The following is a 14588-nucleotide window of genomic DNA, read 5'->3' as shown; positions in this document are numbered from 1 at the left end:
TCTCGGCGAGCCCGGTCGGGGCGTGACAGGCGATGGCGCGGTGCCCGGCACCCCGCACGCCGTCCCCGCCGCCGGTCAGCGCACGCGCCCGGAAACCCCCTCCCCGGCCCGGCACCCCGGCGCCCACGGCACGGCACCCCACCTCACCGCCCCCCGCCCCGCACCCACCACCGCCCCCACCGACCGCCACACCCCCGCCGGCGAGCCGACCATCCTCCTGCGCCGGCTGCTCCCTCCCGGTCGGCGTCCGGTGGGTGGCGGCAGTACCACCGCCCACGACCTCGCCGTACGCCATCGCCTGCTGCTGGCGCTGTCCGCGCTGCTGACGCTGTCGCTGTTCCTGTCCTACGAGGGTGTGCACGGGGGCGCGAACCCGTTGCGTACCTCCAGCGCCCCGGCCGTGCTGTCCCTCGACACCGCGCTGTACGCCCTCGGCCAGGCCCAGCGGGACGCCGGCGCGGCGGCGCCGACCAGCGACTTCCAGAAACAGATCTCGGTCGCCGCGCAGAGCCTCGCGGCCGCCGCCGGGGACGATGTCGGGGGCCCGGCGGGCCGGCAGGCCCTGCAGACGGTCGCCGGGCTGATCACGGTGTACGCCGTCAAGGTCCAGCAGGCCCAACTCCAGCCCGCCGACAGCGTGTTGCGCGAGGCCTACCTCAGCTATGCCACCAGCGTGCTGACGGACCAGGGCTCCGGCATCCAGGCCCGGCTGAAGGCCCTGCAACAGCAGCAGCGCGCCGCGGTGCACCGGCAGACCTCGTTCGGCCCGCTGCTGTGGCTCGGCTGGACCGCGACCCTGCTGCTGGCCCTCGCCCTCGGCGCGGCCCTGCTGGAGACCCAGCTGTTCCTGCGCCGGCGGTTCCGCCGCCGGTACAACCGCGGCCTGCTCGCGGCGGGCGCCCTGCTGGCGGCCGGTCTCGCCGCCACGCTGCTGTTCACGGTCTGGACGCACCAGGGGATGGCGGACACCCGCGACCTGCTCGACCGCCCGCTGACCGGGCGGCTCATCACCGACGCCGGACGGCACACCGCGGCGTACCTCGCACACACCGGCTTCCGCGCTTCGGCCGCGGTGTGGATCCTGATAGGAGGCATCCTGCTCATGGCCCTCGCCGAGACGGGACTGCGGCGGCACATCGACGACTACCGGTTCAGGCCCCGGTGAGCGCCCCACACGGCGGCGGGCCCGTGACGGTCACGGCCCCTCACCCGCGCCACTCCCGCCGCATCCGCGCCCTGACCGTGGTGGTGAGCTGCCTGGTCCTGCTGGCGGCGGCCGTCGTGTTCGCCGTACGGGCCCTCGGCCAGGAGCCGACCGTCACGCTGCTCGCCAACTGGACCGGCACCGACGAGCGGAACTTCCGGGAGTCGGTCATCGAGCCCTTCGAGCGCAAGTACCACATCCACGTCGACTACCAGGGCAGTTCCGCCGAGAGCCAGGTGCTCGGCGCCGACGTGGAGGCCGGGACGCCACCGGACGTGGTGGTGCTGACCGGACCCGGTGAACTCGCGGACTACGCCCGGCAGGGACAGCTGAAACCGCTCGACGACCTCGTGCCGCGGGGCGGTTTCGGCGCGTCCTGGACCACGCCGCTGGACGGGCACGTGTACTGGTTCCCGCTCAAGGCCGACCTGAAGTCCATCGTCTGGTACCCGGCCGGCACGAGCGAGCGGCAGCGCGCCGAGGCGGCGGGCCGGCCCGGCCAGTGGTGCGTCGGCATGGGCTCCGGGGCGACGAGCGGCTGGCCCGGCACGGACTGGATCGAGGACATCCTGCTCCAGCAGTACGGCCCCGCCACCTATCAGCGCTGGGCGCGCGGCGAACTGCCCTGGCGTTCCGGGGCGGTGCGGTCGGCCTGGACGACCTGGGGGCGCCTGGTCGGCGCCGGCGGCGACCGCGACCTGGTCCGGCGGGCGCTGAAGACGCCGTACCAGGACGCGTCGAAACCGGTTGCCGGCCACCCGCGCGGCTGCACCCTGGAGCACCAGGCGTCCTTCATCCGCAACCAGGATTCCTGGAAACGCGTGGACGGCCGTTACGAGCCCTCGGCCCGGCGGATCCCCGGGGCCAGGGCGAGCGACGCCTGGGAGGTCTCCGGTGACCTGGTCGCCCTGCTGCACGACACCCCGCAGGCCAAGACGCTGATCCGTCACCTCGCCTCGGCGGGCGCCCAACGTGCCTGGAACGCCGAGGAGTCGGGTTTCTCCGTCAGTCCCGCGGCACAGCCGGCGCCCTCCGACGGCGGTGCGGCCTGGCACCGGTCCCTCGCCGCGACCCTCCTCGACGACCGGGCCGTGCACTGCTTCGACGCCTCCGACGCGATGCCGCCCTCGGTGCGCGACGCGTTCGCCGAGGCGACGATCGAGTTCCTCGCGCATCCCGACCACCTGAACGCCCTGCTGGCCTCCCTGGACACCCTCAGCCACAGCCAGGGCCTGACCTGGCTCCCCTCGGTGTGCGACCGCACGCCGTGACAGGCGCGGGCGCCGGACCCGGCGCCGTGGTCGCTCGGTGGGCGGTCTGCGGCGTCCCGCTCTGCGCGCGACCGTGCAGGCCTGGGTGGCGCGGGTGGCCGGGTTCGGCGGCGGGGCTGCCCGGTCAGAGGGCCGTCGCTCCCCGGAGGGTGCCCGCGCACCGCGGGACGCGGGCCACCCCCAACTCGGCAACGCGAGCCGGTCAGTTCGCCGGCCGCTTCCACGGCAAGGTCAGCGCCCTGCCCTGCGCGCGGCCCGCCTCGGCCGCCGGGCCGCGGGTGGCGGGGTCCAGGGGGTTGCCGCCGATCGCCGTCGCCGATGCCTCGTCGGGCGCGATGACCACCACCTCGGCGCCCTGGCCGCGCAGTTGCTCCACCGACCGCTCCAGCGGGTACTCGCTGGGGATCGGCTCGGTGGCGCCGAGCGGCACGATCACCAGCACCCGGTCCGCGCCGGCGGCGAGGTCGGCGTTGGCGACGGAGCGCACCCCGCCGTCGACGTACCGGCGTTCGCCGATCGTCACCGGCGGCCACACGCCCGGCACGGCACAGCTCGCCGCGACGGCGTCCACCAGCGGTACACCCGAGGCACGGTCGAAGACCACCGGCTCACCGCTCTCCGCGTCCACCGCGACGATCTTCAGCGCACGCTCCGGCCAGCCGTGCGACGGCAGCCGCGACTCGATCACCGTGCGCCGCGCCGCCTCGGACACGGTCCGCGCCCCGAGTGCGATCCGCCCCATCGCGCGCCGCAGTTCCGGCGGGGAGGCGGCGGAGCCCGTCGCGGCGCCGAGCTCCGCCGCGAACCACTCCAGATCCAGCTCGGCCATGATCTCGGCAGCCTGCAGCGCGGGGTCCGTCTGCCGCGCGTACAACTCCGTGAGGCTCAGCCCGCTGCCCAGCTGGGCGGCCACGGCGGACCCGGCGGAGGTCCCCACCAGCAGCCCGGCCCCGCCGGCGTCCTGCCCGGCATCCGCGAGCCCCGTGAGCAGCCCGGTCATCCACGCGATCCCGCCCACACCACCGCCGCCCAGCACCAGTGCCTCGGTCATCCCCACTCCTCGAACAGTCGTCGTCCAGTCGGTGATCACCAGTGCAGACGTCCTCCGCGGTGCCCGCATTCCCGGTTACAGCGAGTCCCGCTTCCTGAAGACCACGCCCCTCAGCGGTGGGAGTCGCGGACAGCAGGTGTCCGCGATCCCGGTTAGCGTGCGGTCATGACACAGAGCAGTGCGACGAAGGCCCCCCTCCTGGAGGTCCGTGCCCTCAACCGAGCCACGCTGGAACGCCAGTTGCTGCTGCGCCGCTCGGCGCTGTCCGCGCGCGCCGCCGTGGGGCATCTGCTCGGTCTCCAGGCGCAGAACGTCCAACCGCCGTACTACGCCCTCGCCGCCCGCCTCGACGGCTTCGCACCGCAGGCGCTGTCCGCGCTCATGGCCGACCGCGAGGTCGCCCGGATCGTCACCCTGCGCTCCACCCTGCACACCCACACCGCCGAGGACTGCCTGACCCTGCGGCCCTTCGTCCAGCCGGCCCGGTACCGCGAGCTGGGCGCGTTCCGCGCGGGCCTGACCGGTGTCGACCTGGACCTGCTGGCCCGCCACGCCCGCGAGCTGGTCGAGGCCGAGCCGCGGACGATGGCCCAGCTGCGGCAGACGCTGAGCGCAAGGTGGCCGGACGCCGACCCGCGGGCTCTCGCCGTGGCCGCCCGCTGCACGCTGCCCCTGGTCCAGGTCACCCCGCGCGGACTGTGGGGCAGGAGCGGCCAGGTCGCCCTCACCACCGCCGAACACTGGCTCGGCCGCCCGGCCGGACCGGCCCCCGAGCCGGACTCCGTGGTCCTGCGCCATCTCGCCGCCTTCGGCCCCGCATCCGTGAAGGACATGCAGACCTGGGCCGGACTGACCCGCCTGAGGGACGCCTTCGAGCGGCTCCGCCCCCGGCTGCTGACCTTCCGGGACCCGAACGGCACCGAGCTCTTCGACCTCCCCGACGCCCCGCGTCCCGACCCGGACACCCCGGCGCCGCCCCGCTTCCTGCCCGAGTTCGACAACCTCCTGCTCTCCCACGCCGACCGCAGTCGCGTCATACCGCCCGAGCACCGGGGCCGCCACTTCCGGGGCAACCAGGCCTACCGCACCCTCCTGGTCGACGGCTTCCTGGCGGGCGTGTGGAAGCTGGACCCGGACGCCCTGGTCATCGAGCCCTTCACCGGGCTCACCACGGTCCAGCGGGAGGAGGTCACCGCGGAGGGCGAGCGGATGCTGCGCGTCCTGCACCCCGAGGCGTCGTACGACATCCGGTTCGGGACGGTCGTACGGCCCTGATCGACACCCTCTACAGTCGGCGCATGGAACTCCGCCAGCTCAGCTATTTCGTCGCCGTCGCCGAGGAGTTGCACTTCGGGCGGGCCGCCGAGCGGCTGCACATCGTGCAGTCCGCGGTCAGCCAGCAGATACAGCGGCTGGAGCGGGAGCTGGGCGCGGAGCTGTTCGACCGGTCGCCGCGCCGGGTGCGGCTGACCGGCGCGGGGGAGCGGCTGCTGCCCGAGGCGCGGGCGGTGCTCGCGGCGGCGGACAAGGCGCGGGCCTCGGTGGCGGCGTCCGCCGGGCTGCGCCTCGGCACCAGCACCGGGCTGGGCGCGCATCTGGACCGGGTGCTGGCCGCCTTCGCCGAGCGGGCGCCCGAGGTGCCGGTGGAGCTGGTCTCGCTGCCGGCCGGCGAGCGGCTCGCCCGGGTCGCGGCGGGCCTGCTGGACGCCGCGTTCGTGCGCTCGGCCGAACCCCCGGCCGGCGTACGGGTGGTGCCGCTGTGGCCGGATCCGCTGGTCGCCGCCCTGCCGGCCACGCATCCGCTCGCGCGGCAGGGCGAGATCGACCTCGCCGACCTCGCCGGTCTGCCTCTCGCGCTCGCCCCGCGCAGCGCCAACCCCGCCCTGGTCGACCTGGTGCTCGGCGCCTGCCACGCGGCCGGGTTCGAGCCGGTGCCCGGACGGGCCGGCGGCACCCTGCACGACACCCTCGCCACCATCGGCGCCCGCCCCCTGTGGACGGTCGTCTACGCCTCGCACGCGCGCGTGCTGGCCACGCCCCGGGTGGCGTACGTCCCCTTCCGCGCACCCGGACTCGCCCTGGCCACCGGACTCGCGGTGCCCGCTGCCGACCCCTCCGCGCACCTGGAGAAACTGCTCCTGGCCTGCGGTGATCACGAAAGCTGATCGCTGCGGTCGCGGACTGCTCCTTGGCCGGGAGCGGGCGGCGCGATGGACTGGACCCACCGAACGGGAACACCGACCGAGGGAGTTCAGCCATGCCGATCGTCACCATCCAGCAGGGCCCGCGCGATGTGGAGCTCAAGCGGGAGCTGGTCAAGCGGGTCACCGACGCGTTCGTCGACGCGTACCGGATCCCGGCGGAGACCGTGCAGGTGTGGATCCACGAGGTCCCGGCGGACAGCTGGGGCGCGGCCGGGAAGCTCACGGCCGACAAGTAGTCCGCACCCACCACGCCGCCGCGTTCCGCGGGGGTGAACGTGGAGAGGGGGGCGCTGCGGGCCGCTCGTGGTGGCTCGCAGCGCCCCCCTGGCATCTACCTGAGGGGTGCTCAGGTGTCCCTCTTCCGGGTTACGAGGCGACCTGCGCGGTCATGAGCCGACCTGCGCGGTCACGAGGTCCGAGAAGGTGGTCAGCCGGGTGTACACACCCGGGTAACCGGCCTCCGCGCACCCCTCGCCCCAGGAAGTGATCCCTGCCAGGACGCCCCCGATGAGCAGGGGACCGCCGCTGTCGCCCTGGCAGGTGTCTACGCCGCCGGACGAGTATCCGGCGCAAACCATGTCGGACTGGACGAAGTCCGTACCGTAGGAGCTCTTGCAGCTGGAGTCGGACACGAGCGGGACGGTCGCGGTCCGCAGCTGGTTGGAGGAGCTGCCGTTCTCCGAGGTGGTTCCCCAGCCGAGGATCCGGGCCGTGGCGCCGGCCGCGTACACGTCCGTCTGGGAGGCGGAGACGTACGACACCGGCTTGTACGGCATCGACGTCGCCAGGGTCAGCACGGCCACGTCATGGCCGTTGGTGGCGTCCGTGTAGTCCGGGTTGACCCAGATCTTGCTGACCTTGCTCACGGTGCCGTCGGTGCCGTTGAGATTGGTCCGGCCGCCGACCACACGGACATTGTCGGCGGACTCGCCCGCCATGCAGTGCGCGGCCGTCACGACCTTGTTGGCGGCGACCAGGGTGCCACCGCAGAACTGGCTGCCGGACGCGTCGGTGATCTGCATGACGAAGGGGTACGCCGCCGTCGTGGTGGTCGTACCGCCGACGATGGGCTGCGGGGCGGCGCTCGCCGTGGGGGAGGCGAACAGCGCGGTCGCCGCGGCGGCGGCACCGGCCACCACGGTCGCGGTGGTCTTTCTTGCACGTCTGGACCCGGACATGAGTCTCCTCAGTGGGGGTTGCACCGGTGGGGGATCGCACGGGCGTGGGGGTTGTGCATGGGGGTCGCGGGACCGACCCCCATGTGCCCGGGCGAGCGGCACGCCCTTTACGCTAGGACCCGGAACCCTCGGCTCCCAATGAGGGAACCCCCTAGGGGGTTGGGTGAGGGAAAACCCTCGGTCCGGTTCAGTTAACAAGAGGGGTGCTCAGCGCGCCCGTCGAGCCGCCGCCAATCGGACGATGTCCACCCGTGACCGGATCCCCAGCTTGCGGTAGACCCGGGTCAGGGTCGCCTCCACCGTCTTGACGCTGATGAACAGCCGGGCGGCGATCTCCCGGTTGGTGGCACCCTCCATGACCAGCGCGGCGACCTGACGCTCCATCGCGGCCAGCACGTCCAGTGCGTCCAGGGCGGCCGGCGCGGCGAGCGCGGGCTCCGCTTCGGGGGCGGTGAGGGATTCGTCCACCTGGCGCAGCCAGGGCAGTGCCCGGCAGCGGCGGAACATCCGGGTGGCCTCGTCGTACGCGGACGAACCGGGGCGCCGGCCGCCCTGCAGCCGGGCCAGCGCGAGTGCCGCCCGCGCCTCCTCCAGTCCGTAGCCGAGCTTGCCGAGCCGGTCCTGAGCGGACGTCAGCTGGGTGACCGCGGCCTCCAGCTCGCCCCGGGCGGCCCGCACCAGGGCCTCGGAGCGGTCGAGGACGGCGAGGACGCTCTCCCGGCCGAGCCGCAGCGCGTGCTCGCGGCCGGCGTCGATGACGTCCTGTGCCTCGGCCGGTTCCCCGATCCGGACCAGGGCCTCGGCGAGATCGCCCTGCCAGCGGCCGCGCGCGGGGTCGGTGATCCCGAGTCCCAGCTCCAGCGTCCGCACCCGGCGCAGGGAGCGCACGGTGCCCGCCGGGTCCCCGGCGACCAGCTGGGCGTACCCGAGCGCGCCCAGGGCGCGGGAGAGGTACATCTGGTCGCCGTCCTCCTCGGCGTGGTCCACCGCCTCCCGGGCGAGCGCGAGGGCCCGGTCCACGTCCCCGCCGGAGGCCTCCGCGAGCGAGGTGAGCATCGCCGAGGCGGTCTCGCCGATCCCGGAGTCCCGGGCGAGGCGCAGGCTCTCCCGGGCCAGCTCCAGGGCGCGTCCGCAGTGCCCGGCGCGCAGCTCGGTCTCGGCGAGGCCGCGCAGGAAGTGCACCTCGCTCTCCACCGAGCCGCGCCGGCGCACCTCGCGCAGCAGCGCGGTGACCGTCGCGCGGGCCTCGGACAGCTGGTCGCCCATGACCAGCCAGCGGAACCGGGCACTGCTCGCCCCGTTGTGGTGCCAGGCCACCCGGGGGTCCTGAGGCTCCTTCAGGGCGCGTGTGATGGTCCGGGGCGCCTCGGGGTGGCCCATCAGGGTCTCGGTCTGGGCCTGGAAGGCGAGGGAGAGCAGTTCGGTGCGCCGGTCCCTGCCCTGCGCGGCCAGCTCGGCGGCGTGCGCGGCGGCCTCGCGGGCCTCGGTGAAGTCGCCCTCCACGATCAGCGCCCGCCAGGCCAGCTGGTAGTGCACCAGGCCCAGCAGCCGGGGGTCGTCGCCGGCGTCGGCGAGGGCCTGCGGGAAGACGGCGTCGACCTCGGCCATCGTGTGGCCCGCGCTGTCGATGACGATGATCCAGGCCCGCACCCGGTCGGCCGGCACGGTCGCCCGGGCCAGCACCTCGCGGGCGATGTCCCGGGCCAGGTCGATCTCGCCCGCGGTGATCGCGTCCTCGGCGGCCTGCAGCCGGCGCTCCTCGGGGCTGGGCGTTCCGTCGGCGGGGGTGTGCCGGGCGGCCAGCAGCCCCAGGTGGGCGGCGACCGAGGGGGCGCCGCGGTCCCGGGCGAGGGCGGCGGCCTCGGCGAGCCGGGCGGCGACCTCGGGGTCGGTGCCGGTGGTGGCCAGGGCCAGGTGCCGGGCCCGTTCGATCGGGTCGGAGGCGGCCGTGGACAGGGCCGCGTGCGCGGCGCGCCTTTCGGGCACGGGTGCCTCCGCGTACAGCGCGGCCGATATCAGCGGGTGCGCGAACCGTACGGCGGGGGCGTCGGGCTCGGTGGCCAGCAGCCCGAGTTCGGCGGCCTGGGCGCACTCGGCCTCGGCGTTCTCCCGGCCGGCCGCGTGCAGCAGCGCCGGGGTGGGGCGGGCGCCGGCACTGGCCACCAGCAGGGTGCGGCGGGCCTCGACCGACAGCATGTCCAGCCGGCTGAGCACCAGGGCGCGCAGGCTGGTCGGCACCGGCAGTGGCTCGCCCGGCCGGGGCGGGGTGGGGCTGTCGGCGAGGGCGCGGCCGAGTTCCAGGGCGAACAGCGGATTGCCGCCGCTGGTGCGGTGGATCTCGCGGACGGTGGAGCGGGGCAGGGTGCCGTGGCCGCGGTGGTCGAGCAACTGGGCGACCTGGGTGCGGGAGAGCGGGCCCAGCCGGACCGCGAGGGTGCCCGGCGGGCAGGAGCGCAGGTGCCGGTCGTACTCCTGGCTCTCCTGGCCCTCGGTGCGTACCGCGCACAGCAGCTGCACCGGGGTGCCCTCCAGGCGGCGGGCGGCGAACCCGAGCAGTTCGGCGCTGGCCGGGTCGAGCCACTGCAGGTCGTCGGCGACGACGAGGACACCGCCGTGCGCGGCCAGTGCGCGCAGCGCGGAGAGCACCGCGAGGCGCAGGGCGAGTCCGTCGCGCTGGAGGCTGGACTCGCCGCGACCGGTGAGCGCCGACTCCAGGGCGGTGCGCTGGGCGAGGGGCAGCCGGGGGGAGACGTCGTCGAGGACCAGGCCGAGGAGGTCGGCGAGGGCCAGGAAGGGCAGATGGGATTCGGACTCGGTGGCGGAGCAGCGCAGGACGGTGCGGGCGGTGGCGCCGTATTCCTCGGCCAATGCCCGCAGGACGGTGGATTTCCCTATTCCGGCGGGACCGTGGAGCAACACACTGCCGCCCGAGGCGAGTTGGTCACGAGCGCCGGCCAACAGGTCCTCGCGGCCGATGACCAGGTCGGGGCGGCACCTGGCAGGCTCCTGGAAGTCCCGTCGCACGGTCACCGCTCCCCTCGTGTGTCGTGTCCGGGCCAAATTCTAGGCAACGATCCCTGAAATTCGGGCGGAAGCCGTGGTGAGGGAAATAACAAAGGGGCAAGCATAGAGAAATTCAAGGCGTCGCCGCTTGAATGAACAGGTTTCCCCACCGCCCGCCGTCACGGCAGCAGCCCCGCCCTGCGGGCCTCGGTCACCGCCTCCCCCCGGGTGTGCGCGCCCAGCTTCCGCATCGCCGAACGCAGATAGCCCTTCACCGTCTCCGCACGCAGTCCCAGCCGCTCGGCCACGGCCGCGTTGGTCGCCCCCGCCGCCACCCAGGACAGCACGTCCAGTTCGCGCGGCGCCAGGGTCACGCCGCCGGACCGTGCCGGGGCGGTCAGCAGTCCGCAGGCCGCGAGCAGTTCGGCCCGCAGGTCCGGATCGGCGATCCGGGGGACCAGCGCCCGCAGCGCCGCATGCGCCTCGCGCACCTGTTCCCAGGCGGCGCCCTGGTCGCCGCCGGCGGACTCCGGCCGGGCCGCCGCCAGCAGCCCCCGCGCCTCGTCCCGCACCACCAGCGCCTGCTCCACGTCGCGGGCGACGGCCATGGCCGCGCCCAGCGTGCGGTCGCCGAGCGGCTGGGCCGAGCGCAGCGCGCCGTAGAGCACGCCGCGCACCCGGCGCCGCACCACCACCGGCACCGCGACGATCGAGCGGATGCCCTCCGCGGCCACCGGGACGTCGTACTCGTGGCTGATCTGCCGGGAGCTGGAGTAGTCCGTCACCGCGCACGGGCGGGCCAGCGCCACCGCCTTGCCGCCGAGCCCGCTGCCGGAGGTCACCGCGAGCGCGCGCAGGGCGGTCGTGGTCGTGCCGCTCAGCTCGCTGATCCGGATCTGCGGCCGGCCGGACTCGACCAGGCCGCCGAAGACGACGGGGAGCCCCGTGGCACGCCGCAGCCGGGCCAGTGCGCCGCCGATCTCCACCGTCCCCGCCGCGTCTGCCGTCACGTCCTCGCCCCTTCTGCCGTCCCCACCCCCGTTCGGGGGTAGTGAGACCTGCATCACGGATTAGACGATGCCAGAGAGCCGCCCGGCAATGGTCCGGAACAGCGGGAGTGAGCCGCAGGCCCAGGGCGCGCCGGTGACGCGAGGAGTGTGTGATGACGACGGTGACCGAGTCGTTCCGTGAGGCCCGGGACTTTCTGCTGGCGCACCGAGAGGACTATGCCGCCGCCTACGACGGCTTCACCTGGCCGCGGCCCGCGCACTTCAACTGGGCGCTGGACTGGTTCGACGTGATCGCCGCCGGCAACGACCGGACCGCGCTGCACATCGTCGAGGAGGACGGCGGCGAGACGCGGCTGTCCTTCGCCGAGATGTCCGAGCGGTCGAACCGGGTCGCGAACCACCTGCGGGCCCGTGGCGTCGCCGCCGAGGACCGGATCCTGGTCATGCTCGGCAACCAGGCCGAGCTGTGGGAGACCGCGCTGGCCGCGATGAAGCTGCGCGCCGTGGTCATCCCGGCCACCCCGCTGCTCGGCCCCGCCGATCTGCGCGACCGGGTGGACCGGGGCCGGGTCAGGCACGTGGTCGTACGGGCCGAGGACACCGCGAAGTTCGCCGAGGTGCCCGGCGGGTACACGAAGATCGCGGTCGGCGGCCCGCCCGAGGAGGGCTGGGAGCAGTACGAGGACGCCTACCGCGCCGCCGCCGACTTCCTGCCCGACGGCCCCACCCTGGCGGACGACCCGCTGATGCTCTACTTCACCTCCGGTACGACCGCCCGCCCCAAGCTGGTCGAGCACACCCACACCTCGTACCCGATCGGGCATCTGGCCACCATGTACTGGGTCGGCCTGAAACCCGGGGACGTGCACCTGAACATCTCCTCGCCGGGCTGGGCCAAGCACGCCTGGTCCAATCTGTTCGCGCCGTGGAACGCCGAGGCGACCGTCTTCCTCTTCAACTACACACGGTTCGACGCGGCCCGGCTGATGGCCGAGATGGACCGGGCGGGCGTGACCACCTTCTGCGCCCCGCCGACCGTGTGGCGCATGCTCATCCAGGCCGACCTGGGCCTCCTCGCCACCCCGCCCCGCGAGGTGGTGGCCGCCGGCGAGCCGCTCAACCCCGAGGTCATCGAGCAGGTCCGGCGGGCCTGGGGAGTGACCATCCGGGACGGCTTCGGGCAGACCGAGACCGCCGTACAGGTCTCCAACAGCCCCGGGCAGGTGCTGAAGACCGGCTCCATGGGCCGCCCGAGCCCCGGTTACCGCGTCGAGCTCCTCGACCCGGTCTCCGGCGCGCCCGGCGCCGCCGAGGGCGAGATCGCCCTCGACCTGTCCGAGCGCCCGGTCGGCCTGATGACCGGCTACCACGGCGATCCGGACCGCACGGCCGAGGCCATGGCGGGCGGCTACTACCGCACCGGGGACATCGCCTCCCGCGACGCGGACGGCTATCTGACGTACGTCGGCCGCGCGGACGACGTCTTCAAGGCATCCGACTACAAGATCAGCCCGTTCGAGCTGGAGAGCGCGCTGCTGGAGCACGAGGCGGTGGCCGAGGCCGCCGTCGTGCCCGCGCCGGACGAGCTGCGGCTCGCGGTGCCGAAGGCCTACGTCGTCCTCGTCGAGGGGTACGATCCCGGCCCGGACACCGCGAAGGTCCTCTTCGAGCACTCCCGCCAGATGCTCGCCCCCTACAAGCGCATCCGCCGACTGGAGTTCGGCGCGCTGCCCAAGACCGTGTCCGGCAAGATCCGCCGGATCGAACTGCGCGAGGCGACGGCGCAGGGCTCCGAGAACGAGTACCGCGAGGAGGACTTCCGGTGAGCGCACAGCTGTCGTACACCCACGGGACGGGACCCACCACGCTCCTCGGCGACACCATCGGCGCCAACCTGGACCGGGCCGTGGCCGCCTGGCCGGACCGCGAGGCGCTGGTCGACGTGCCCTCCGGGCGGCGCTGGACGTACGCCCGATTCGCCGCGGACGTCGACCGGCTGGCGTCCGCGCTGCTGGCGAGCGGGGTGGTCAAGGGCGACCGGGTCGGGATCTGGGCGGTCAACTGTCCCGAGTGGGTCCTGGTCCAGTACGCCACCGCCCGCATCGGCGCGATCATGGTGAACATCAACCCGGCCTACCGCACGCACGAGGTGGAGTACGTCCTGGGCCAGGCCGGGATCTCCGTGCTGTTCGCGTCCCTGAGCCACAAGACGAGCGACTACCGCGCGATGGTCGAGCAAGTACGCGGAAGGTGCCCGCAGTTGCGGGAGACGGTCTACATCGGCGACCCCAGCTGGGAGGCGCTGCTGGGACGGGCGACGCCCGACGCCCGGTACGAGCCGCTGTCCTGCGACGACCCCGTCAACATCCAGTACACCTCGGGCACGACGGGCTTCCCCAAGGGGGCCACCCTCTCCCACCACAACATCCTCAACAACGGTTACTTCGTGGGGGAGTCGGTCGCCTACACCGAGCAGGACAGGATCTGCATCCCGGTCCCGTTCTACCACTGTTTCGGCATGGTCATGGGGAACCTGGCCGCCACCTCGCACGGCGCCTGCATGGTCATCCCCGCGCCGTCCTTCGACCCCGGGGCCACCCTCGAAGCCGTCCAGCAGGAGCGCTGCACCTCGCTCTACGGCGTCCCGACCATGTTCATCGCGGAGCTGAACCTCCCGGACTTCGCGAGCTACGACCTCACGTCCCTGCGCACCGGCATCATGGCGGGCTCGCCGTGCCCGGTGGAGGTGATGAAGCGGGTCGTCGCCGAGATGCACATGGCGGAGGTCTCCATCTGCTACGGCATGACCGAGACATCCCCGGTGTCGCTGCAGACCCGCCGGGACGACGATCTCGAGCACCGCACCGGCACCGTCGGCCGCGTCCTGCCGCACCTGGAGGTCAAGGTCGTCGACCCGGCCACCGGGGTGACCCGACCGCGTGGCACGGCAGGGGAGTTGTGCACCCGCGGCTACAGCGTGATGCTCGGTTACTGGAACGAGCCCGAGAAGACCGCCGAGGCCGTGGACGCGGGCCGCTGGATGCACACCGGGGACCTCGCGGTCATGCGGGAGGACGGGTACGTCGAGATCGTCGGCCGGATCAAGGACATGATCATCCGGGGTGGCGAGAACATCTACCCGCGCGAGATCGAGGAGTTCCTCTACGCCCACCCGAAGATCAGGGACGTCCAGGTCGTCGGGGTGCCGCACGAGAAGTACGGTGAGGAGGTCCTGGCCTGTGTGATCCCCCACGACGTGGCCGACCCGCTCACGCTGGAGGAACTCCACGCCTTCTGCCGGGGCCGGCTCGCCCACTACAAGATCCCCAGCCGGCTGCAGATCCTCGACTCCTTCCCGATGACGGTGTCCGGAAAGGTGCGCAAGGTCGAACTGCGGGAGAAGTACCGGGTGTGAGACGGCCGGAACCGAGCATCCGGTAGATGCCCGGAGACGGGTCCTGGAAGAGCGCGCTGTCGGCGGCACGCTCGACCGGGACCCGTCGAGGCGGCCCCGCCCGCACCGTCCGGCCGTGGTCCAGCGGGCTCCGGGGGGCGAGCAGGAGTACCGGGGAGCGCGTGGGAACCCGCCGTGCGTGCGGCGTCCAGGCCGAGCCCACCGTGCGGGCGGAGGAGATCGCGCAGGCGGTCGACGCCGGCCTCCGGTCAC

11 protein-coding genes are annotated in these 14588 nt (G+C 73.7%); 7 read left to right on the top strand and 4 right to left on the bottom strand.

Annotated elements, in window-relative coordinates; translation table 11 throughout:
• The first annotated feature begins 22 nt into the window (after positions 1–22).
• Both ACFYZB_RS21905 and ACFYZB_RS21900 read left to right on the top strand, forming a co-directional pair.
• Complete coding sequence (locus tag ACFYZB_RS21905) at positions 23–1165, top strand: hypothetical protein (protein WP_388761067.1); 1143 nt, start codon at positions 23–25, stop codon at positions 1163–1165.
• A 23-nt stretch (positions 1166–1188) separates the two neighbouring features.
• Positions 1189–2475, top strand: a complete 1287-nt coding sequence (locus tag ACFYZB_RS21900; protein WP_388761064.1) for an extracellular solute-binding protein — start codon at positions 1189–1191, stop codon at positions 2473–2475.
• A 202-nt stretch (positions 2476–2677) separates the two neighbouring features.
• Here the strand turns inward: ACFYZB_RS21900 and ACFYZB_RS21895 are convergent, their stop codons facing one another.
• Positions 2678–3526, bottom strand: a complete 849-nt coding sequence (locus ACFYZB_RS21895) for a patatin-like phospholipase family protein (RefSeq protein ID WP_388761061.1) — start codon at positions 3524–3526, stop codon at positions 2678–2680.
• A gap of 165 nt (positions 3527–3691) precedes the next feature.
• Between ACFYZB_RS21895 and ACFYZB_RS21890 the strand changes: the two genes are divergently transcribed.
• The 3 genes from ACFYZB_RS21890 (at position 3692) to dmpI (ending at position 5966) form a co-directional block, all read left to right on the top strand.
• On the top strand, positions 3692–4801 hold the full coding sequence (locus ACFYZB_RS21890; protein WP_388761058.1) for a winged helix DNA-binding domain-containing protein: 1110 nt from the start codon (positions 3692–3694) through the stop codon (positions 4799–4801).
• Between the two features lie 23 nt (positions 4802–4824).
• Entirely contained in the window at positions 4825–5691 is an 867-nt protein-coding gene (locus tag ACFYZB_RS21885; protein WP_388761055.1) for a LysR family transcriptional regulator, read from the top strand.
• A 92-nt stretch (positions 5692–5783) separates the two neighbouring features.
• Positions 5784–5966 (top strand): 4-oxalocrotonate tautomerase DmpI, encoded by a 183-nt coding sequence (dmpI, locus tag ACFYZB_RS21880; protein ID WP_076090755.1) that lies wholly within the window; start codon positions 5784–5786, stop codon positions 5964–5966.
• Positions 5967–6116: 150 nt separating this feature from the next.
• On the opposite strand, the gene ACFYZB_RS21875 is transcribed toward dmpI, so the two are convergent.
• The 3 genes from ACFYZB_RS21875 to ACFYZB_RS21865 form a co-directional block, all read right to left on the bottom strand.
• Positions 6117–6908 carry a S1 family peptidase gene (locus tag ACFYZB_RS21875; RefSeq protein ID WP_388761052.1) on the bottom strand — a complete coding sequence of 264 codons (792 nt, stop codon included), beginning with the start codon at positions 6906–6908 and terminating at the stop codon, positions 6117–6119.
• Positions 6909–7115: 207 nt separating this feature from the next.
• Positions 7116–9938 (bottom strand): ATP-binding protein, encoded by a 2823-nt coding sequence (locus ACFYZB_RS21870; RefSeq protein ID WP_388761049.1) that lies wholly within the window; start codon positions 9936–9938, stop codon positions 7116–7118.
• 152 nt (positions 9939–10090) lie between these two features.
• Positions 10091–10921: a LuxR C-terminal-related transcriptional regulator gene (locus ACFYZB_RS21865; RefSeq protein ID WP_388761046.1), complete on the bottom strand. Its 831-nt coding sequence runs from the start codon at positions 10919–10921 to the stop codon at positions 10091–10093.
• Positions 10922–11073: 152 nt separating this feature from the next.
• Here ACFYZB_RS21865 and ACFYZB_RS21860 point away from each other — a divergent pair, with 152 nt between their 5' ends.
• Both ACFYZB_RS21860 and ACFYZB_RS21855 read left to right on the top strand, forming a co-directional pair.
• Positions 11074–12747: an AMP-binding protein gene (locus ACFYZB_RS21860; RefSeq protein WP_388761043.1), complete on the top strand. Its 1674-nt coding sequence runs from the start codon at positions 11074–11076 to the stop codon at positions 12745–12747.
• Positions 12744–14336 (top strand): AMP-binding protein, encoded by a 1593-nt coding sequence (locus tag ACFYZB_RS21855; protein WP_388761041.1) that lies wholly within the window; start codon positions 12744–12746, stop codon positions 14334–14336. The genes ACFYZB_RS21860 and ACFYZB_RS21855 overlap by 4 nt, the downstream gene beginning before the upstream one ends.
• Positions 14337–14588: the final 252 nt, after the last annotated feature.

The organism is Streptomyces sp. NPDC001852 (assembly GCF_042891825.1).
Lineage (GTDB): Bacteria > Actinomycetota > Actinomycetes > Streptomycetales > Streptomycetaceae > Streptomyces.
Note: the sequence above shows the minus strand (reverse complement) of the source record. Positions and strands in the feature narration are given on the sequence as shown.